Annotated in this window: 21 protein-coding genes and 1 pseudogene; 2 read left to right on the top strand and 20 right to left on the bottom strand. The window is 30.3% G+C overall.

Features of this window, described 5'->3' with window-relative positions; genetic code table 11:
* Positions 1-1,426, bottom strand: a pseudogene (locus KPL54_RS15990) (hypothetical protein); the annotation flags it as partial.
* Positions 1,427-1,647: 221 nt separating this feature from the next.
* On the opposite strand from KPL54_RS15990, the gene KPL54_RS15985 reads away from it, so the two are divergent.
* A complete protein-coding gene (locus tag KPL54_RS15985) occupies positions 1,648-1,941 on the top strand; it encodes a hypothetical protein (protein ID WP_216107496.1) in 294 nt (97 codons plus the stop codon).
* A gap of 399 nt (positions 1,942-2,340) precedes the next feature.
* On the opposite strand, the gene KPL54_RS15980 is transcribed toward KPL54_RS15985, so the two are convergent.
* The gene (locus KPL54_RS15980; protein ID WP_216107495.1) at positions 2,341-3,051 is read right to left on the bottom strand and encodes a helix-hairpin-helix domain-containing protein; all 711 of its coding nucleotides are present in this window, start codon (positions 3,049-3,051) and stop codon (positions 2,341-2,343) included.
* 152 nt (positions 3,052-3,203) lie between these two features.
* Here KPL54_RS15980 and KPL54_RS15975 point away from each other — a divergent pair, with 152 nt between their 5' ends.
* On the top strand, positions 3,204-4,505 hold the full coding sequence (locus KPL54_RS15975) for a D-alanyl-D-alanine carboxypeptidase family protein (RefSeq protein ID WP_216107494.1): 1,302 nt from the start codon (positions 3,204-3,206) through the stop codon (positions 4,503-4,505).
* A gap of 67 nt (positions 4,506-4,572) precedes the next feature.
* On the opposite strand, the gene KPL54_RS15970 is transcribed toward KPL54_RS15975, so the two are convergent.
* The 18 genes from KPL54_RS15970 to minE all read right to left on the bottom strand — a co-directional run bounded on the left by KPL54_RS15970 (position 4,573) and on the right by minE (position 18,973).
* Complete coding sequence (locus KPL54_RS15970; protein WP_216107493.1) at positions 4,573-5,523, bottom strand: RluA family pseudouridine synthase; 951 nt, start codon at positions 5,521-5,523, stop codon at positions 4,573-4,575.
* Positions 5,516-5,896: a RidA family protein gene (locus KPL54_RS15965; RefSeq protein ID WP_216107492.1), complete on the bottom strand. Its 381-nt coding sequence runs from the start codon at positions 5,894-5,896 to the stop codon at positions 5,516-5,518. Before KPL54_RS15965 ends, KPL54_RS15970 begins: the two co-directional genes overlap by 8 nt.
* Before the next feature lie 26 nt (positions 5,897-5,922).
* Positions 5,923-7,179 (bottom strand): LCP family protein, encoded by a 1,257-nt coding sequence (locus KPL54_RS15960; protein WP_253203496.1) that lies wholly within the window; start codon positions 7,177-7,179, stop codon positions 5,923-5,925.
* Positions 7,172-7,756: a bis(5'-nucleosyl)-tetraphosphatase (symmetrical) YqeK gene (gene yqeK / locus KPL54_RS15955; RefSeq protein WP_216107491.1), complete on the bottom strand. Its 585-nt coding sequence runs from the start codon at positions 7,754-7,756 to the stop codon at positions 7,172-7,174. The genes KPL54_RS15960 and yqeK overlap by 8 nt, the downstream gene beginning before the upstream one ends.
* Before the next feature lie 91 nt (positions 7,757-7,847).
* Complete coding sequence (gene nadD / locus KPL54_RS15950) at positions 7,848-8,447, bottom strand: nicotinate-nucleotide adenylyltransferase (protein WP_216107490.1); 600 nt, start codon at positions 8,445-8,447, stop codon at positions 7,848-7,850.
* Between the two features lie 98 nt (positions 8,448-8,545).
* Positions 8,546-8,836 carry a YhbY family RNA-binding protein gene (locus tag KPL54_RS15945; protein ID WP_071613626.1) on the bottom strand — a complete coding sequence of 97 codons (291 nt, stop codon included), beginning with the start codon at positions 8,834-8,836 and terminating at the stop codon, positions 8,546-8,548.
* A 42-nt stretch (positions 8,837-8,878) separates the two neighbouring features.
* Positions 8,879-10,162, bottom strand: coding sequence for a GTPase ObgE (gene obgE, locus KPL54_RS15940; RefSeq protein WP_216107489.1), 1,284 nt, complete (start codon positions 10,160-10,162; stop codon positions 8,879-8,881).
* Between the two features lie 216 nt (positions 10,163-10,378).
* Positions 10,379-10,684, bottom strand: coding sequence for a 50S ribosomal protein L27 (gene rpmA, locus KPL54_RS15935; RefSeq protein ID WP_216107488.1), 306 nt, complete (start codon positions 10,682-10,684; stop codon positions 10,379-10,381).
* Between the two features lie 4 nt (positions 10,685-10,688).
* Entirely contained in the window at positions 10,689-11,021 is a 333-nt protein-coding gene (locus tag KPL54_RS15930; RefSeq protein WP_216107487.1) for a ribosomal-processing cysteine protease Prp, read from the bottom strand.
* Between the two features lie 2 nt (positions 11,022-11,023).
* Entirely contained in the window at positions 11,024-11,335 is a 312-nt protein-coding gene (rplU, locus tag KPL54_RS15925; protein ID WP_171296599.1) for a 50S ribosomal protein L21, read from the bottom strand.
* A 128-nt stretch (positions 11,336-11,463) separates the two neighbouring features.
* On the bottom strand, positions 11,464-12,906 hold the full coding sequence (locus KPL54_RS15920; RefSeq protein WP_216107486.1) for an Rne/Rng family ribonuclease: 1,443 nt from the start codon (positions 12,904-12,906) through the stop codon (positions 11,464-11,466).
* A 25-nt stretch (positions 12,907-12,931) separates the two neighbouring features.
* Complete coding sequence (locus tag KPL54_RS15915) at positions 12,932-13,666, bottom strand: TIGR03936 family radical SAM-associated protein (protein ID WP_216107485.1); 735 nt, start codon at positions 13,664-13,666, stop codon at positions 12,932-12,934.
* Entirely contained in the window at positions 13,611-15,464 is a 1,854-nt protein-coding gene (locus tag KPL54_RS15910) for a TIGR03960 family B12-binding radical SAM protein (protein WP_216107484.1), read from the bottom strand. Before KPL54_RS15910 ends, KPL54_RS15915 begins: the two co-directional genes overlap by 56 nt.
* Before the next feature lie 163 nt (positions 15,465-15,627).
* On the bottom strand, positions 15,628-16,488 hold the full coding sequence (locus KPL54_RS15905; protein WP_216107483.1) for a M50 family metallopeptidase: 861 nt from the start codon (positions 16,486-16,488) through the stop codon (positions 15,628-15,630).
* Between the two features lie 48 nt (positions 16,489-16,536).
* Positions 16,537-16,920: a hypothetical protein gene (locus KPL54_RS15900; RefSeq protein WP_216107482.1), complete on the bottom strand. Its 384-nt coding sequence runs from the start codon at positions 16,918-16,920 to the stop codon at positions 16,537-16,539.
* A gap of 142 nt (positions 16,921-17,062) precedes the next feature.
* Positions 17,063-17,437 carry a methylglyoxal synthase gene (locus KPL54_RS15895; protein ID WP_071613636.1) on the bottom strand — a complete coding sequence of 125 codons (375 nt, stop codon included), beginning with the start codon at positions 17,435-17,437 and terminating at the stop codon, positions 17,063-17,065.
* 65 nt (positions 17,438-17,502) lie between these two features.
* Entirely contained in the window at positions 17,503-18,618 is a 1,116-nt protein-coding gene (rodA, locus tag KPL54_RS15890) for a rod shape-determining protein RodA (RefSeq protein ID WP_216107481.1), read from the bottom strand.
* Between the two features lie 91 nt (positions 18,619-18,709).
* Positions 18,710-18,973, bottom strand: coding sequence for a cell division topological specificity factor MinE (gene minE, locus KPL54_RS15885; RefSeq protein WP_216107480.1), 264 nt, complete (start codon positions 18,971-18,973; stop codon positions 18,710-18,712).
* Positions 18,974-18,981 lie beyond the last annotated feature (8 nt).

Below are 18,981 nucleotides of genomic sequence, written 5' to 3'. Positions count from 1 at the left end.
TTCCTTTAGCTTTCATATATTTTATTTTACCCATTTGGCTAGTGTATGCTGGATTTACATAAAATACGGCTAAATTTTCTTTAAAAGCCCTAGAACTGATTGCTTCAATGATTTTTTTATGAGCAAACATACTGATTTTCATATTTCGTTTAGTATTCCCATAAGTTAGTTTGGATTTACTGATGTTTTTAATATCCTCACCAGCAAGTGGTTTATTTTTATCCCTGGCTATTTGAACAAGTCCTAAGGCACTCTTTTCTAAAATTTTTGAAATTTGACCTGAAGTTTTATTTGCTATATTAAAATGTATAGTGCAAAAGTCTAATAGGTTGCCGATACAATCAGTTTCACTCCATGCAATATGGTCATAGTTTATATCATAGCCTACAACTCCATTTGCCATAGAATAATTAATTTGATTCTCGTCTTTAAATAGTTTATAAGATGGCTTAAACAAAAAGTAATCTCCTTTGTCTTCAATTCTCCAAGAAACAGGGGAATTTTTAGTGTTTAGAGCTTCTATTAATAAGTCTTTATGATAAGGAAAATCAACATTTTCTACTTCAAACCATTGTGAACTATGATAAGTACCTATTTTATTTTCATAGGGCAGTTGGATACTTAGTAAATTTGTTTCGTAGTTGTATTTAACACAAGCATTTCCTTGTGTAACTGTGTTAAGTCCTTGAAGTTCTATAGTTTTATGTCTAGCTTTATAGAAGTCTTCTTTCCATGCAAAATGATCATTATATAACGTATGCTGAGCTTTGAATAGTTTCTTAGTACCAAAACATGATTTTACTGCACTTGTATTAAGTCTTGCAAGTTTTTGTTTTTGATAACCTATACCACGCTTAATCATATTCAGTTTATTAGTTAATCTACTAATTTTTTTTACGACAAGAGCATGTTCAAAATCGTACATATTATATATAATTGTTTTATTTTTATAATTGGCCTCAACAAAAATCTTATCATCTGACATATAAAAATAATATGGTCTATAATACTTAAATTTGGGGAGGCTTTTACTATTTTTAATAGCCTTAGATATATCGATAATATGAGCATGAATCTTACTCCAAAATTTAATTTTATTAATTAAATCTTTAACAGATTTCTCTCTATGATTAATGTTCTGCTTTAAATCATCTATGTACATTTTGTTTAATTCAACATTAGAAGATTTATTCCATTTAGCTTCACAAGCAGCATAGTTTGTATAATAAGTATTAAGATTAAACATATTTTTAATAGTTAAATGAATACTCTGAGAAAGACCTTTCTCATGATTGTAAACAAGAATTGAATAAGCTTTAATTTTAGCTTCATTACCAACATACAATATATTCGATAGGTTATTAAAATTTACGCTACTAAGCTTATCTTTATATATTCTTGTAGAAGAATTAGTTTCTATTCTCAAAATATTCACCACCTTTTTTTATAATCTCTAATATAGATTATGCCGTAATAGGGCTTATAATATTAATTTATATAAAAATAATTTAGCAACAAAATTCATCTCCGTCTACAGAGAACTGAGCCTTCTTTTGCAAATAAAGATAAATATTTTCCTTTTTATTAACTAATGCATGTAGTATAATTATATATTATGACGAAACATACTAATGAAGGAGGATATTTATGAAAGATAATATAAAAGAAACTGAAGATAATGTATTAAAATATCTTTATGAAAATAAAGCATCATCACCACAAAGCATATCAAAAATAAAACTTGCAATTAATTTAGGTAATGGTAAAGGCAATATTCGAGTATTAAAAGCCTCTCTTGAATCTTTAATGAAAAAAAGGTTTATAACAAAGCAAGCAGTCAGAGGAAATTATAAAATTGAGATTAGTGGAATAGATCATATTGAAAAAAATGATTTAGAAAATACTGAGGAAAATGCTGAAACTGATCTTAAAGAGAGTTAAATCATCTCCTTTGGAGCTGCATTAACGACTTCAGAAGGAGATTTATATTCACATTTATAGACGTTGGAGACTTTCCTTCTGAAATGTCGTTAAAAAGAGCTTTCAGCTCTTTTTTTTATAAAGTAAAATAAAAAGCGGCTCAGATAACATAAAACTATGTATCTAAGCCGCAATATGTCTATTTAATTATCTGGAATAAAAGCGATTTAAAAGCAACTACTTACCCCTTAATCACTATATTTATTTTACCATAGAATACAGTTGTATTCAATAGCAATATGCAGAACTTTGTCGAATTATTCAATTCTAGCCATGGTTATTTAAATTTTTTTTACTCATTTGTATATTCTATCCTAAATTCATATAAAAATACAACTGTTCAACATAATTTAAAATTAATTATTTTATATCTATCTTATCTACAAATTTACTTAATGTCTTTTCTCCAATTCCACCTACTTTGGTAAGTTCATCCACCGACTTAAACCCTCCATTTTGCTTTCTATAATCAATTATAATATTTGCTTTAGCTTCTCCTATACCCGTAAGCGTCATTAATTCTTCTTTGCTTGCAGTATTTATATTAATGATGCCACCTTTCCCTTTATTATCAGAACTTGAAACAGTAGTGCTTTTAATAGGATTTGTAGTAGCACTATTGGATGTACTACCATTAGGCGTTTGTGTTTTGATAACCTCACCATTTTTATTAATTACAATACAATCTTCATCATTTAGTTTTTTTGAAAGATTCGTAGCATTAAGATCTGCATCTTTTGTACCCCCACCTGCAAGTTTTATGAGATCAGTTACTCGACTTCCCTTTTTTATTTCGTAAACACCAGGGCTGTTTACAGCACCCTTTATATCCACTTTAATAGTACTATCTTCTGACTTTACATTACTATCTTCTACTTTTTTTGATAAAGAGGCCTTAACTTCGCCTGTATTGTTTTTTTGTGAAGTTTTATCAGTTTCAATGAATACATCTTTATAATCGGAAGTCTTAGTAGTTTCCTTTGGGCCTGACAAAACAAAGCCAATAATTATAAAGATAATACTTATGCATAAAATAGCTATAGACCCAATTATTTTTTCTTTATTTTTCATAATTCCTCCTAGTAATCAACACCTTTAATCACAAAATAACTTTTTCCTATTTTTCCCTTACATATAGAATTATTGACAACTTTACATGAATACTATCGCTAAGAAAGGATTTTTTTGATATACTGTAAATATTGAAAAACTTGGAGGTACCTATGAAGAAGTTAACTGCAATATTACTTATGTCACTTTTTTTATTTTATAATATACCAATAAAGGTAAACGCAATAGTAAAATCTCCCCCCTCAGGAATTTCCGCTGATAGTGTAGTTTTACTTGATGCCACTACTGGTAAAATACTTTATGAGAAAAATAAAGATTCTGCTTACCCACCAGCATCAACAACTAAGATAATGACTATACTTTTAGTCTTAGAAAAATCTAATCTAAACGATGTTGTAACAGTAAGTAAAAATGCATCACTTGCTGATGGCTCTAGTATATACCTAGTTGAGGGTGAAAAAATCACTGTAAGAGAATTGTTATACGGATTAATATTAGCTTCAGCTAATGACTGCGCTGTAGCTCTAGCTGAACATGTAAGTGGTTCCACAGAAAAATTTGCAAAACTTATGAACACTAGGGCAGATGCTTTAGGTTGCAAAAACACCAATTTTGTAAATCCTAATGGTTTATATAATATAAAGCATAAAACTTCAGCTTATGCTTTATCATTGATTATGCAACAGCTTATAAAACATCCCGAATACAAGGTGATTTCAACAACTCCATCATATAAAATGGCAAAAACAAATAAATCAAAGGTAAGTCGCCCTCTTTGGAATGAGAATAGGCTAATACATAAAGGTGACCCTAACTATTATTCAGGTTCTGAAGGTGGAAAAACAGGTTATACTACCGAATCAGAACATTCTTATATTGCCGTAGCTACAAGAAACGGCCAAAGGCTTATAGTAGCTCTTGTACATGACTCTAAAAAAACTTTTTTCCCAGATAGCAGAAAACTGTTAGATTATGGATTTGATAATTTTGAGATTGTAAAACAATTTAGTAAAAATGATGTTGTATCAAAATTAACCTTAGATGATGGCACAGTGCTTCCACTACTTGCCTCAAAGGATTTATATATTCTTAAAGCTAAAAACTCAACTTCAAAAGCAACTACTAAAATTTCTCAAAACAAATTAAATCTTTCATCTATTAAGAAAGGCGAATTAGTAAATACAGCTGTAATTTCTTTTGGTGGGGATACCTACCCTCTAGATTTAAATAGCGGAATTGACTATACCAAAAAAAACGTGTCTCTTAAAAATAATATTTCAAGTAATTCTTTAGTAGGTACTAATTCACCTTCTGGTTTTATAAACATAATAAAATATGTTTTTATTGTCTTAGTATTATTAATAGTTTTTTTAAGAATAAGAACTCTTAGGCGAAGAAAAGCAAGAAAAAGAACAAATAATTTTATATATAATAGTAGAAATAGAAGATGGTAAAAAAACACCAGATGCAAACTAACTTAATAGTTTACATCTGGTATTTTTTTATATCTTAATTTCTAATTTATATTTCAGATTTTAGTTTACTTATTAAGTTATTTATATCCTCTGGTAGATTTGACTCAATTGTAAGCTGCTCACCAGTTCTCGGATGTGGGATGATTAGCTTATAAGCATGTAACGCTTGCCTATCAATATACTCGCTTTCAGCTGTTCCATAAAGACTATCACCATAAAGTGGATGACCAATATGACTTAAATGAACACGAATTTGATGTGTTCTACCAGTTTCCAAAGTAACTTTTAATAAATCAGCATTTTTAAAAGACTCAACAACTTCATAATGGGTTATACTTCTTTGTCCCTCATCACAAACTTCTCTCCTTGCACTATCCTGATTTGGATTCCCAATAGGCAAGTCAATTGTCCCTGACTTATTTTCCATATTACCATGTACAACAGCTATATAACTCTTCTCAAAAGTTTTATTATTTAAGTCTTTATCATTTGACTCTTTACTACTCACATCTTTGCTTTGCATGTCCCTTGCTAGCGCCATATGTGAATATTGGTTTTTTGCAATTATTATAAGACCTGAAGTATCCATATCTAACCTACTCACCAGTCTTACAATGCATTTTTCATTTTTTTCTTTAAAATAATATAAAACTCCATTAGCAAGAGTTCCACTCGGATATCCATGAGTTGGATGAACAACTATGCCTGGCCTCTTATTTATAATAATAAGGTCTATATCCTCATATGCCACGTCTATTTCCATTTTCTCTGGTTCAATATTCTGATGTTCATCTGTCTTCATATCAATATCTATTACATCATCTGAGCTTATTCTATGATTTAACTTGGCCACGTTATTGTTAACCCTTATTTTTCCAGTAAGGCCTGAGCTTTTTATAAATCTACCAGATAAATTCTCCGTATACCTTAAATAATCTCTCAATTTTGCATCTTTGATATTTGCGCCAACTACATAAGTTAACTTATTATCAAGCAATTGCAATTACTTCTATTTCTACTAACGCATCTTTAGGAAGTTTTCCTGCTTGAATGCAAGATCTAGCTGGTGGATTTGTTGTAAAGTATTTTGAATATATTTCATTCATTTGCGCAAAATCATCCATGTTTTTTAAGAAAACTAAAGTTTTTACTACCTTGTCTAAACTAGACCCGGCTTCTTCTAATATGGCTTTTACATTATCTAAAGATTGTGCTGTAGCCTTTTTTATATCATCGTTTATAAATTCTCCAGTCACTGGATTTATTGCTAATTGTCCTGAAGTATATAATACATTTCCTACCTTAACCGCCTGAGAATAAGGTCCAAGAGCCGCTGGTGCATTATTTGTGTTTATAATATTTTTTTCCATTTTTTCCTCCTAATAATCTTATATTATTAATGCATTAGTTCGTGATCATCACCTAACGTAACTACTACATCAAAACTTTTATCACTTGACGATAAGAATTCAATATTATCAATTTTAAAATCAGTTTGTAGCTTCGCCTTCATATCTTCACTACCATTGTATACTACAATTTTACTTTTTACAGTAGCTTTACCTGTTTGTGTTTTTGCTTCATTATACCCCTTTTCGACTAGGTATGTTGAAAAATCCTTAGCCAAGCCTGTTTTTTGGGTACCATTAATCACCTTTATCTTAAGCTTTGACTTATTAACAACCTGAGCTTTATTATCACTTAACTCTGAAATAACCTTTTTATTAAGTGCTTCATCATACACTACATATGATACACCATTTATAGACTTTTCCGCGCCTTTAAGTGTCTCCATAGAAAGTTTATCATTACCAATACTAGCAAATATATATCCAAACTTACATATCTCACTAGCATCCATATTAGTTTCTATAGCACTTTTAACCGCAGTTAAAACACTTGGAATCTTAAATATTATAAATGGACTTTTTACTTTTTCCATAACCTTTGCGATAAATATATGTTGATTTTCTATTCTTCCTAAATCACCATTTGCCAAACCTGAACCATCAGTGTTTTTTCTCCACCTGAAAAATTCCTCAGCTTTTTTGCCATCCAAATGAACTAGCCCTTTTTTGAAATGAATGCTGAGATCTTGCGTAGGGTCATCATAATCCATTTTTCTTGTAATGTTAATATCAACACCACCAATAGCATCAATCAATTTATCAAAGCCCTTATAATTGACTTTTGCATAGTAGTTTATTTTAACACCTATTAATTTTTGTACAGCAGCTACTGCAGAAGTCACGCCACCAACAGCATGTGCTGCATTAATCTTCTGCTTCCTACCATTTATAGTTATTAACGTATCTCTAGGAATAGATACCATACTAATTTTTTTATCACTTGCATTATAATGCACTAATATCATTGTATCTGTTCTCTTAGGATCATTAGCATTTGTTGAACCAGCAGTCCCTACATCTACACCCATGACCAGTATATTACAAGATTTTCCACTCGTCTGAATCCTTGTTATATCATCATTATTTAATTTTGATGATAAATTTACTGCAGTATCATTAAACCCAGATAAGTATAAATAAAGTCCTCCAGAAACTAACACAAGAATTGCCACTAAAAGAGCAACGGTTTTAATTGCAAATCTCTTATAATTGATTGTTTTTCTTTGTTTTTTATTATTACTCATCTTTTCTCCTACCCTTTTCACTTAATAAATAATTCCTTGCGTAAATCGTATCTATATGCAATAATTGTTTTTGATTTATAACATATTTTATAGTATTCTCCAAACACAATATTACCGCAACATCCAAATTCATCTTACTTAAGCTTCTTACCTCGTCTATACCATTAAATGTCCTTAATGGTTCAATATAATCTGATAAAAATATTATCTTTTCTAAAATACTCATATCTTTTCTTCCAGTAGTATGATACTTAATAGAATTTAAAATATCCTCATCGTGAATTTCCATTACGTCTCTCGCTATTATACTTCCCACTAGTCCATGAATGATTTGTGGGCTTTGTTTGCTTACTTCATCGAGCTCTATTTTATGGTCCGTAGCCATTTTTATAAGTTGCTCATTCCCCAAATTCTTAGCGCAATCATGAGCTAATCCTGCAATCCGTGCTTTTTCTATATTTTCCCCATATATAGTTGCGAGTTCTATTGCAGTTTTACTAACGCTTACACTGTGTTTAAATCTACTTTCTTTTAAATTTTTCTTTATATAATCAAGTATTTCCTTTTCATTCCACATTTAAGCCCCACCCCCTAGTAATACTTTAACACAGAAAAAAAATTATGCACACATTTTATAAACATATTTTACTTTTATGTAAAATTAAAGCCTATTTATATAATTTAAGCGTCTCAACAATTTTCTCTACACCTTTAGGTAGAAGATAATTAATGTTCCTACCTTCTTTTATACTTTTTCTAATACTTGTTGATGATATATCTATAATTGGCATATCAAGAAAAATTATTTTATTATGATATTTACTCTCTAGAGATTTTTTCTGTTTAAGTATTTTCTCTAATGCAAATCCCGCCCTATTATAAACCACCAGCCGGCAACTATTTAAAAGTCTATCTACATTCTTCCAATTATCTAGATCTATCAAACTATCTGCACCAATCAAAAAGTACCATTCCGTGTTAGATTGTAGCTTACTAAAAAGTTCAATAGTTTCATATGTATAACTATTTTCTTTTTTATTTATTTCGTAATCACTTATTTCAAAGTTAATCTCACCTTCTATTGCCTTATTAACTAAATCATATCTGATTTTAGAATCTGTAATTTGTTTGTTTAGCTTATTTGGTGGATTTCCTGCTGGCATAAATAAAATCTTGTCTAACTTTAAACTATATAATGCTTCATAGGCAATATGAATGTGACCTATGTGAATTGGATCAAAAGTACCTCCAAAAATGGCCTTTTTCACTGTAACACCTTCTTTATATTATAATAGGACAATTTAACTAAAACAATAAAAAGTTTTCAACTTTGCATAGAAGAAAAAGCATGTAACATTACATGCTTTTATGGTAATTCTATTATAGGCTTTTTTATAGACCTTTTGTACAATACGCATTTGCTACCAATACTTTGAACTGCCTCAGCACCTATCGATTCGCAAATTATATCAGAAGCTTCTCTAGCAGTTAACCCACTATTATTTAAAACCTTAATTTTAATAATTTCTCTAGATTCTAAGGCCTCTTCTATTTGCTTTAAAAAATTTTGTTCTATTCCAGCTTTTCCAAGTTGAAACAATGGTTGCAATTTATTGCCAAAAGTTCTTAAGTAACTTCTTTGCTTACTTGTAATCATAATATCCTCCTACATGCCTTCTTAAATCATAATAATTATCTTTTATGCTAAATATTCAAATTCAAAGTTTTGTAATCTTACTAAATCACCGTCTTTAATTCCTTTTTCAACTAAAGTATCAAAAACTCCCTTATTCTTCAAAACTTTATGGAAATATTTAAGAGAATCAGGCTCATTTATATTAACTGCACTTAGTAATCTATCAACAAAAGTTCCTTCAACAACAAAGGTCCCTTGAGAATCTTTCTCTACAGTGTACGTAAATCTCTTTTCCTCTATTACGAATTTTTCTTCATCATTTATTACTAATTCCGTAACTGGAATAGTAGATAATATTCTAGCTGCTTCTTTCATTAAAGCTTCTACGCCTTCATTTGTAGCTGCAGATATTTTAAATATTTTACTATCGTCATATCCTAATTCATTTAATCTTTTCTTAAAGTTTTCAAACACTTCATCATCGAAAAGTAAATCGCTTTTATTTGCAGCTATTATTTGAGGTCTATCCCATAATTTAACACTATATTTTTTAAGTTCGTTATTTATTTTTATAAAGTCCTCCACAGGATCTCTACCTTCGATACCTGAAATATCAACCACATGGATAAGCATTCTAGTTCTCTCAATATGTCTTAAGAATCCTATTCCGAGACCTACGCCTTCAGCTGCACCTTCAATTATTCCTGGAATATCTGCCATAACAAAATGCTGTGCACCCTTAACACTTACTACTCCTAAATTTGGTTTTAAAGTTGTAAAGTGATAATTAGCAATCTTAGGTCTTGCTTTTGATACTACTGACAATAACGTTGACTTTCCTACATTTGGGAAACCTAATAAACCAACATCAGCTAAAATCTTAAGTTCAAGCTTAATCCATCTTTCTTCCCCTGGCATACCTGGTTCAGAAAAATTAGGAGCTTGCCTTGTAGGTGTACAAAATTTAACGTTACCTTTTCCGCCTTGTCCAGCTTTACAAACTCTAAAAGTTTCACCATCATGAGCTAAATCATACATTATTTTGTTTGTTTCCATATCACGTACAATAGTACCCATGGGAACTTTAACATACAAATCTTCTCCAGCTTTTCCATAACACTTAGAGCCAGAACCGCCTACTCCATTTTTAGCTACGAACTTTCTTGCATATGAAAAATCTAATAATGTAGTCATACTAGCATCAACTACAAATATTACATCTCCACCATCTCCACCATCTCCACCATCTGGTCCACCGAGAGGTATATATTTCTCTGTTCTAAACGAAACCGCTCCATTACCACCGTTTCCTGATTTTACAAAAATCCTGGCTGTATCAATAAACATATATTTCACCTTACCTTAGCGCATTTTCAATTTTTTTATCTTGTTTAATTTTAATAAGAGTTTTATTATTATCAAAATAGCATCTATAAATCTTTAAACTTATATTTATATATTGCCACCTATCTCTGTTTTCTATGTAAAATTGTATCTCTAATTTATTAATTTATATTCTCCAAAAGAGAATTTTAAAAAAGCACCCTTTAAGGGTGCCTTAAATTATTCAGCAATAGACATTTCTTCTTCAACAACAGGATAAACGCTTGCTTTTTTCTTCATTTTTCCCATTCTTTCGAATTTTACTATTCCACTAATTTTAGCGAAAAGAGTATCATCTCCACCTATTCCAACATTGTTTCCTGGATGAATCTTTGTTCCTCTTTGTCTTACTAAAATATTACCTGCAAGAACGAATTGTCCGTCTGCACGTTTAGCTCCAAGTCTCTTAGATTCACTGTCTCTACCATTTCTTGTACTACCTACTCCTTTTTTATGAGCAAATAATTGTAGGTTCATAACTAACATAGCCTTACACCTCCTCTATTTCCACTTTTATATATTTACCATAAGTAATTTCTACACTTTTAAGTCCAAGTATCATTGTTTCAAGTAAAACTTGACATCTTTCAATATCTTCTAGAGTTTGACCTTCTAAATTTAAATTTAAAAATCCATCATCCATATCATACTTTACCTTAATTTTCAAAACTTCCTCAATCCCAATAATAGTAGTTTGAGAAATTGCTGAAATAGCACTACAAATTAAATCAACATCCAACTGTTTTTCTTTAGGCATTGCATGACCTTTTATTTTAAAAGAAACTATTTTACCAAGACTTCGAACAAATCCAACTTTAACCATGACTAAGCTTCTATCTTCTCGATTTGAATTTTAGTATATGATTGTCTATGTCCTTGTTTCTTTCTATAATCTAACTTTCTCTTAAATTTGAAAACTATAATCTTTTTAGCTTTTCCTTGTGCTAATACTTTAGCAACAACTTTAGCTCCTTCAACTACAGGTTTTCCAACTACCAAACCATCTTCCTTACCTACTGCAAGAACTTCATTTAACTCAATTGTTGTTTCAACTTCAGCATTCAATTTTTCAACGAATAAAACGTCTCCTTCTTGAACTCTGTATTGTTTTCCACCAGTTACTACAACTGCGTACATAAAATACACCTCCTTGATCCAGTCTCGCCATCCCAGGTACATACCTAATAATAAAGTATGTTTACAACCTTACGTGTGCGGTCTACAAAGGACATTTTAACATATACGAACATGTTTGTAAAGTATATTTACCCATATATCTTATATGTTTGCAAATTTCTTATTTGATTTGCAAAAATTAGCGATTCTACTTTGAATTTTTCCAAATGAGGAATAAAATTGACATAAATTTTATTTTCTATAGCCCCTATTTGTCTTGCAAATTCTAAAACATTGTCCATGATATCTTTCTTATAAACTTCACCAATTTCAATATATATGTCTTTTAAATCCTGTTCACTGTTAATCTTAAAAATTTCATTTCTAATTAAAAATTGCATATAAGCTAATTTAACCCTACTACTCTTTCCACCGCAAACCGTGCAAGGTTCCTCAATGAATTCATATATAGACTTACCTCGCCTCCTCCTTGCAATCTGGACTAGGTTAAGCTCTGTAAATGGATAAATCACCGTCTTATTTTTGTCGTCGCCGAATCCATCTCTTAGAACACTTAATATGCTTTTTCTAACATCTGGGTCCTCAATATCAATAAAATCTATTATAATGATTCCACTTAGATTTCGAAGTCTTATCTGCCTTGCTATTTCTGTTGCTGCCTCAATATTAGTAGTTTGTGCAGTCTTTTGAAGTGAACGACTTTTTATATTTTTCCCTGAATTAATATCAATTACATACATTGCCTCAGTTTTATCAATAACAATATTTCCACCACATTTCAGTGTAATCCTGTGATTTCGTAGACTTAGTATTTCTTTTTCTATTCCATAATAATCGAATAACATCCTACTCTCATTATGAAGTTCAACCTTTACATCAATGTCAGATCTAGTCTGCGTATTTTTTTTTGTATACTCAAAATCACTTTCATTATTCAATACTATTTTAAAAGTATTTTTATCTAAAATATCACGCAGTGTTCTATTTAGAGCCCCTGCATCACTAAATAACAAAATAGGGTTTCTTGAATACTCAGAACGTTTAATAACATTCTTATATATCTCATATAAAGCTTCAACCTCATCATTTAAAGTATTGATATCAACCTGGGCAGCATTAGTTCTAATCATTACCCCAATATCCTTTGGTTTAATTAATGACCTCTCAACCAACGCCTCAAAATCTTTATTATTTATTTTTTTTGAAAAACTAATATTTTTATTCATATTAACAACAACGCAGTAAGTACCAGGAATACCAAAAGCACTAGTGACTTTTGCCCCTTTTTTATCTATTGCCTCTTTTAAAACTTCAACTATAAGTTCATCACCTTTTTTTATCTTGGTATTATGAAACTTTTCATCAAGATACATATAACAATCTTTATTATGACCAATATCTATAAAAGCACACTTAATTGCTGGAACAATATTTTTTACTACACCTTTATATATTTCTCCTGGAACTGGTCCACTATTCTCTTCCTCTATAAAACATTCCTTTAGTTTGTTGTTTTCCTTTATTGCTATCCTAAGTATTTCTTCTTGTCTTTCAATATATATTTCTTTCATTTTGACCCACTCCTATTTTACTATTTTAGAAAAACTCGCTAAGAGTGACTAATTTTTCATCTTTATATGCATACATTTCTTCGCGAGTTATATCAACAAAAGTTTCTTTATTAATAAACTCTAAGTTTTGCTCCATATATTCACAAAGTAGACTAGCAGATAAATTATCTCGGCTACCACAAGAAATAAGGGCTTTAATACATATCACAAAATTGTCTACGTTATAATCGAACTCATGAATAAATTGTTTTATATTAACCAATTTTTCTCCACTTTTTTTGCTGGTTTTAATAATATTCCATTCGTCTAAAGCACATAGATCATCCATTTTTTCTTTAATACCTTCTATATTAGTACATTTAAATTTAATAGTGTATCTAGCTGCATCAATAATTGCCATTGCTTGCTTTTTCTTTGTTCCCTCAACTGGGATTACTTTTACAACATCTAAAATTTTAATTCCACGTGGTGTGTTCTCATTCATTTTATCCATAATATAGTTTTCATCTAGTTCGTCAACTAGTACTACATCCATATATTCACCATTTGAATGTACCCCTACTGACAATGGTTGCGCGATAGATACTGCCATGTGAGGATTAAAGCCTTTTGAATAACCAATTGGAAGTTCTGATCTTTTAATTATCTTTTGAATAGTTCTCATTAAATCTAAGTGAGCAACAAATTTAATCTCACTTTCCTTACTATACTTGATTAAATAACGCACCGTTAAAACACGTCCCTTCTTTGAAGTTAACATTAACCCCACACTGCGTGCAGCCATCTTTACAATTTTGAGTTAATTCTACTTTTTTAGCCTTTTCATTTTCATTTATTAAATACTCTTTATTAACACCAATATCTATGAAATCCCAAGGAAGTACTTCATCATAACTTCGCGCACGATAAGCATAAAAATCTCCAGAGACTCCGCATTCCTGCAGTGCTTCCTTCCATATTTCAAAGTCAAAATATTCGCCCCAACCATCAAATTTTGCACCCTTTTCAAATGCCTTTATTATAACATCACAAATTCGTCTGTCTCCCCTTGCTATTACTGCTTCTAGGTATGAAACTATTGATTCATGATAATTATAAATAACCGCCCTACTTTTTATAGCGTACTTAACCGTTTTTATTTTCTCAGCTACATCCTCCATTGTACTTTGTGGTGCCCATTGGAATGGAGTAAATGGTTTTGGTACAAATATAGCCGAACTTGCAGTAACCCTTAATCCTCTTTTTCGTGTTTCTTTCGGGATTTTAAAGTATTCCCCTGCAACTTTATCCGCAAGCTCTGCAATGCCGCGAACATCTTCTAATGTCTCATAAGGAAGACCCACCATAAAGTAAAGTTTTATAGTTGACCAGCCTGAAGCAAAAACACTACTAGCAGCTTCTAATACTTGCTCTTCTGTAACACCCTTATTTATAATATCTCTCATTCTCTGCGTTCCTGCTTCTGGTGCAAAAGTTATACCAGTTTTTTTAACCTTTTGTATTTCCTTAATCAAGTCTACTGAAAAAGAATTTATTCTAATGGATGGTAGAGATACACTAATATGCTCTTCTTTATATTTTTCTATAAGTGTTGTTATAAGGTTTCGTATATCCGAATAATCACAAATGCTTAAAGAGCTTAAAGATATTTCTCTATAACCTGTACTTTTTAATAATTTATCTGCTGCATCTACAAGGGTCGCAGTGCTTTTTTCTCTAACAGGTCTATATATCATACCCGCTTGGCAAAATCTGCATCCATTAGTGCATCCTCTAAATGTCTCAAGTATTACTCTATCATGTACTATCTCAACATAAGGCACTACCATTTTTTCTGGAAAGGCAACTTCATCAAGGTTTGGCACGAATCTTTTTCTAACCATTTTAGGAACATCATCGTATTTAGGTTTAAATTCACGAATTGTGTTATCTTCGTTATACGATACCTCATATAATGAAGGCACATAGACTCCCCTTATTTTAGATATTTCTCTTAAAAATTCTTTCTTCTTGCCTTTGTAGTTTTTATAAACATCTAATACATCATTCATTATCTCTTCGCCTTCTCCAAGCTCAAAGAAATCCACTATATCATATAATGGTTCAGGGTTATATGCACATGGACCACCAGCCATAATTATAGGCTCATCGTCACCTCTCTTAGATGCTCTTATAGTAATGCCTGACATATCAAGCATATTGAGAATGTTTGTATAACTCATCTCATATTGAAGCGTAAATCCTAAAAAATCAAACTCTTTTAAAGAATCCTTACTCTCTAATGCGTACAAAGATATATTGTTATCTCTCATTTGTTTTTCCATATCTGGCCAAGGCGCAAAAGCTCTTTCACAATAAGTGTCAACTCTTTCATTCAAAACATGATAAAGTATTCTACTTCCTAAATGTGACATACCTACTTCATATACATCTGGGAAACAAAAAGCAAATCTTATATCAATTTTATCTATATCTTTATAACAACAATTTAGTTCTCCACCTATATATCTAGCAGGTTTTTCAACCTTAAACAAGATATCATCGGAAATTTTATTCATAGAAACCACTCCTCGTTTTTTCATCTACGGTAAATAACAATTTACGTACATTACATTATTTTATTTTAACACATGAGTCTTAAATCTCAAAACTAAAAATTTTCAACCTTTAAAATAAAATAACCAACCTAATAATAGGTTGATCATTGTGATGCGAGATATGTCATAAAATATGTTTTAATTTTTTAATATCAATATATTCATTTAAACTTATATTACCATATGTTTTTATTGCTTCGATTATTTCTTCCTCATACAATGTCTCGATTACACACATATTTTCATCAAGCACAGTAAACAAATTATATTTATTTTTATCAATTATTCCCAAAACATATAATAAGCTTTTCTCACAAAAAATAGATATACTCCTATTCTCTACATATCCTCGCTTTATAAATCTATATTTCTTCTTAATAATGTAGCCCATAATCAAATATACTATCCTTTCCTTCTCTTTAATTGAAGATATTAAAATAAATATTGAAATTAAGCCTAAATTAAAATTCCCCCTATTTGCAGATACACTTACAAAATATATAAACATAAAAATACTTCCAAGAATCATGCTAACCCTAATTGTGATCTCATTAGCTCTTCTATAGATATTATTAAAACTAAGTATATCACGAAGCACCCTCCCCCCATCTAATGGGAAAGCTGGTATAAGATTAAATATACCTATTGCTAAATTGCTATTACAAATCAAATCAAAATAAGGCCTTTTAAATATTATAAATAGAATATAAAAAATTAATGCAAGTAATAAGTTTAATAATGGTCCTGATAAAGAAATTATTAAATCCTCTTTGGCATTTGCTTCATCTAAATCTTTAAGCTTAAGTACTGCCCCTACAGGAAGTATTTCTATATCAAAACCAGAAAACCCTAAAATTCTTGCAGTTAAATAATGCATTAACTCATGGAGGAATACGAAAACAAAAGATATTACTAATTTCCCTTTAAATCCTAATACTATTAGCAAAATAATATACGGTATAAATAACTTACTTATTTTTATCAATTAATCCCCCAAAGCAATTGCTAAAGATGTTATAAATCACTCCATTTACTAAAAATCAATATTATTATTTATTCCATTTTCCTTAGGTATCGTGCTTTTAACCTTATCTAAAAACTTTATCGTAATTGTTTTTACATCATTAAATTTAATGTCCCTTACTTTTTCAAGTAATACACTATAATTATATTGCTTATTTATCGCTTCCTTAGAATAATTATATGCAAATTGTGTTTTTGGTGTAATAACTACCTTGAGAAGCAAAACAATAATGAATAATGTAAGCACTCCAATTAACTCCCTTGTTAATCTCTTTATATATAACTCTGATACACTGCTATGTTTATAGTTTTCACTATGAAATTTTTTTGTACCTCTTTGCCTTCTAGCTAAATTATTATAATAGCTTTGGTACTGCGTATTATAATTTCCCATTTGCTCCCCCTTATACAATCTTTTACTCTTTATATATATTTAATTTTCAGCATTTATATTACAAATTATAAGAAAAAAGATATATTAATCATCTAAAACAAGAAAAGCACTGCATAAATGCAGCGCTCCCAATTATTTATTATTAATATTCACGATCTTTTAAACTTCTCATCAAAACTTCAGCTGTACCTAAATTTGTAGCAAGCGGAATGCAATGCACATCGCATAACCTAAGAAGTGCTGAAATATCAGGCTCATGAGGTTGAGGTGTTAGTGGATCTCGAAGGAAAATTATCATATCCATTTCCCCCTGTGCAAGTTTAGCACCTATTTGCTGGTCGCCTCCAAGTGGTCCTGATAAAAATCTAGTAACAGGAAGACCAACTTCTTCATTTATTAATTTTCCGGTTGTACCAGTTCCATATAATTCATGTTTAGCTAAAATATCCTTATATCGTTTTGCAAAGTCAATCATATCTTCCTTTTTTTTATCATGTGCTACTAATGCTATTCTCATATCTTTCCCCCCTAGTATAATTTTCTAAAATATATTAAATCATCGCATATAGCGCTGAAATATCATCAAAAGTTTATTTTATTTCTCCTCATACCTACATTAAGCACTAATCCTAGTGATATAAAACTTGTTAGGAGTGAACTTCCACCATAACTCATAAACGGAAGCGTTATTCCTGTAATAGCCATAAGCCCCATGGTCATTCCAATATTTTGAAATATTGAAAATAATAAATTTGAAACAACTCCCACACATATTACAGTTCCAAAAATATCTTTAGACTCTTTTGCAATTTTAATTAATCTATATATAAGAATACCATATAACAATAGTAGTATTAATGCACCAATAAATCCCCATTCTTCACATAAAACCGCGAAAATAAAATCCGTCTGATTTTCTGGAACAGAATTAAATTGCACGCCCTTACCGAACCCCATCCCAAATATTCCTCCTGAGCCTATAGCAAGTTTTGATTGTGCAAGCTGAAAACCAGAAGATGCTTCAGTGCCCTTTGTACTCAAGAATGATGTGAGTCTTTCCTTCCAATAAGTTTTCATAATTGGAGAATTCCATACGCTTACAATTAACAGTAAAAGTGAAATTAGTCCCCCAATTATTATTTTTCGCTTTAATCCTATACAATAAAATATCCCGAGTACTATAAAAAAACTAACCATAGTCATTCCCATATCCGGTTGAATAACAATTAAAATCATCGGTACTGCCGCATAAAACATTAAAGTTAATAAATTTTTAGGTTCATTAATTTTCCCTTCAAATTCATCCAACTTCTTAGCAATCATTATTATCATACCAATTTTAGCAAATTCTGAAGGTTGTATACTGATTGGTCCAAAATTTATCCAACAATTCGCACCATGGTTAACTTTTCCAACAAAATCACCAATTATTAGAAGTACAATTCCTGCCCAATATATTATCACTGCGTAATTTTCTATTACCATATAATCAAATACTAAAAGAAAATACACTGTAATAAGACCAATTATCATCCACACTATTTGCTTTTTAATCAAAAAATCTCCAGAGGCTTTCACTGTAGCACTATAAATGTTTATACACCCAAAAGTCACGATACAAATCGCAATTATAATTGTAACATAATCTAATTCTCTTAAAAGTTTCTTATTAAGTCTTAGGCTTTGTAGAAATTTCATGATTTATACTACCTCCATCTCAAATATGATTATATCATATAAAAATAAAATAGCTATGTATAAGTTGAGAATTATACATAGCTAAGCTACTTTACCTTTTTATTTTTTTTATTGGTATATTAGCAATCAATGCTGGCGAATTTCCTTCATATTCATCAGTTGTTGTTAATCTAACCTCAATATCTCCAGTTTCTATTTCAGCATATTTTGAAATCACTTGTAATATGTCACTTTTGATCATCTCTAAAAAATCAGGTGAAATGTCTGCTCTATCATGTATTAAAATTAATTTTAATCTGTCACTTGCAATATCCTTCGAGAAAATCTTGTTAGAAAATATTTTTAATATATTCATCTATATCC

It is taken from the genome of Clostridium estertheticum (assembly GCF_018861295.1).
In the GTDB taxonomy this organism is placed as follows: Bacteria; Bacillota; Clostridia; order Clostridiales; family Clostridiaceae; genus Clostridium_AD; species Clostridium_AD estertheticum_D.
This window is presented reverse-complemented; position numbering and strand designations above follow the sequence as displayed.

Coding starts and splice junctions, on each gene's coding strand:
- KPL54_RS15985 (WP_216107496.1), top strand. CDS start 1,648: ATGAAAGATAATATAAAAGAAACTGAAGATAATGTATTAAAATATCTT.
- KPL54_RS15980 (WP_216107495.1), bottom strand. CDS start 3,051: ATGAAAAATAAAGAAAAAATAATTGGGTCTATAGCTATTTTATGCATA.
- KPL54_RS15975 (WP_216107494.1), top strand. CDS start 3,204: ATGAAGAAGTTAACTGCAATATTACTTATGTCACTTTTTTTATTTTAT.
- KPL54_RS15965 (WP_216107492.1), bottom strand. CDS start 5,896: ATGGAAAAAAATATTATAAACACAAATAATGCACCAGCGGCTCTTGGA.
- KPL54_RS15960 (WP_253203496.1), bottom strand. CDS start 7,179: ATGAGTAATAATAAAAAACAAAGAAAAACAATCAATTATAAGAGATTT.
- yqeK (WP_216107491.1), bottom strand. CDS start 7,756: ATGTGGAATGAAAAGGAAATACTTGATTATATAAAGAAAAATTTAAAA.
- KPL54_RS15945 (WP_071613626.1), bottom strand. CDS start 8,836: ATGATTACAAGTAAGCAAAGAAGTTACTTAAGAACTTTTGGCAATAAA.
- obgE (WP_216107489.1), bottom strand. CDS start 10,162: ATGTTTATTGATACAGCCAGGATTTTTGTAAAATCAGGAAACGGTGGT.
- rpmA (WP_216107488.1), bottom strand. CDS start 10,684: ATGTTAGTTATGAACCTACAATTATTTGCTCATAAAAAAGGAGTAGGT.
- KPL54_RS15930 (WP_216107487.1), bottom strand. CDS start 11,021: ATGGTTAAAGTTGGATTTGTTCGAAGTCTTGGTAAAATAGTTTCTTTT.
- rplU (WP_171296599.1), bottom strand. CDS start 11,335: ATGTACGCAGTTGTAGTAACTGGTGGAAAACAATACAGAGTTCAAGAA.
- KPL54_RS15920 (WP_216107486.1), bottom strand. CDS start 12,906: ATGAAAGAAATATATATTGAAAGACAAGAAGAAATACTTAGGATAGCA.
- KPL54_RS15915 (WP_216107485.1), bottom strand. CDS start 13,666: ATGTTAACTTCAAAGAAGGGACGTGTTTTAACGGTGCGTTATTTAATC.
- KPL54_RS15910 (WP_216107484.1), bottom strand. CDS start 15,464: ATGAATAAAATTTCCGATGATATCTTGTTTAAGGTTGAAAAACCTGCT.
- KPL54_RS15900 (WP_216107482.1), bottom strand. CDS start 16,920: ATGGGAAATTATAATACGCAGTACCAAAGCTATTATAATAATTTAGCT.
- KPL54_RS15895 (WP_071613636.1), bottom strand. CDS start 17,437: ATGAGAATAGCATTAGTAGCACATGATAAAAAAAAGGAAGATATGATT.
- rodA (WP_216107481.1), bottom strand. CDS start 18,618: ATGAAATTTCTACAAAGCCTAAGACTTAATAAGAAACTTTTAAGAGAA.
- minE (WP_216107480.1), bottom strand. CDS start 18,973: ATGAATATATTAAAAATATTTTCTAACAAGATTTTCTCGAAGGATATT.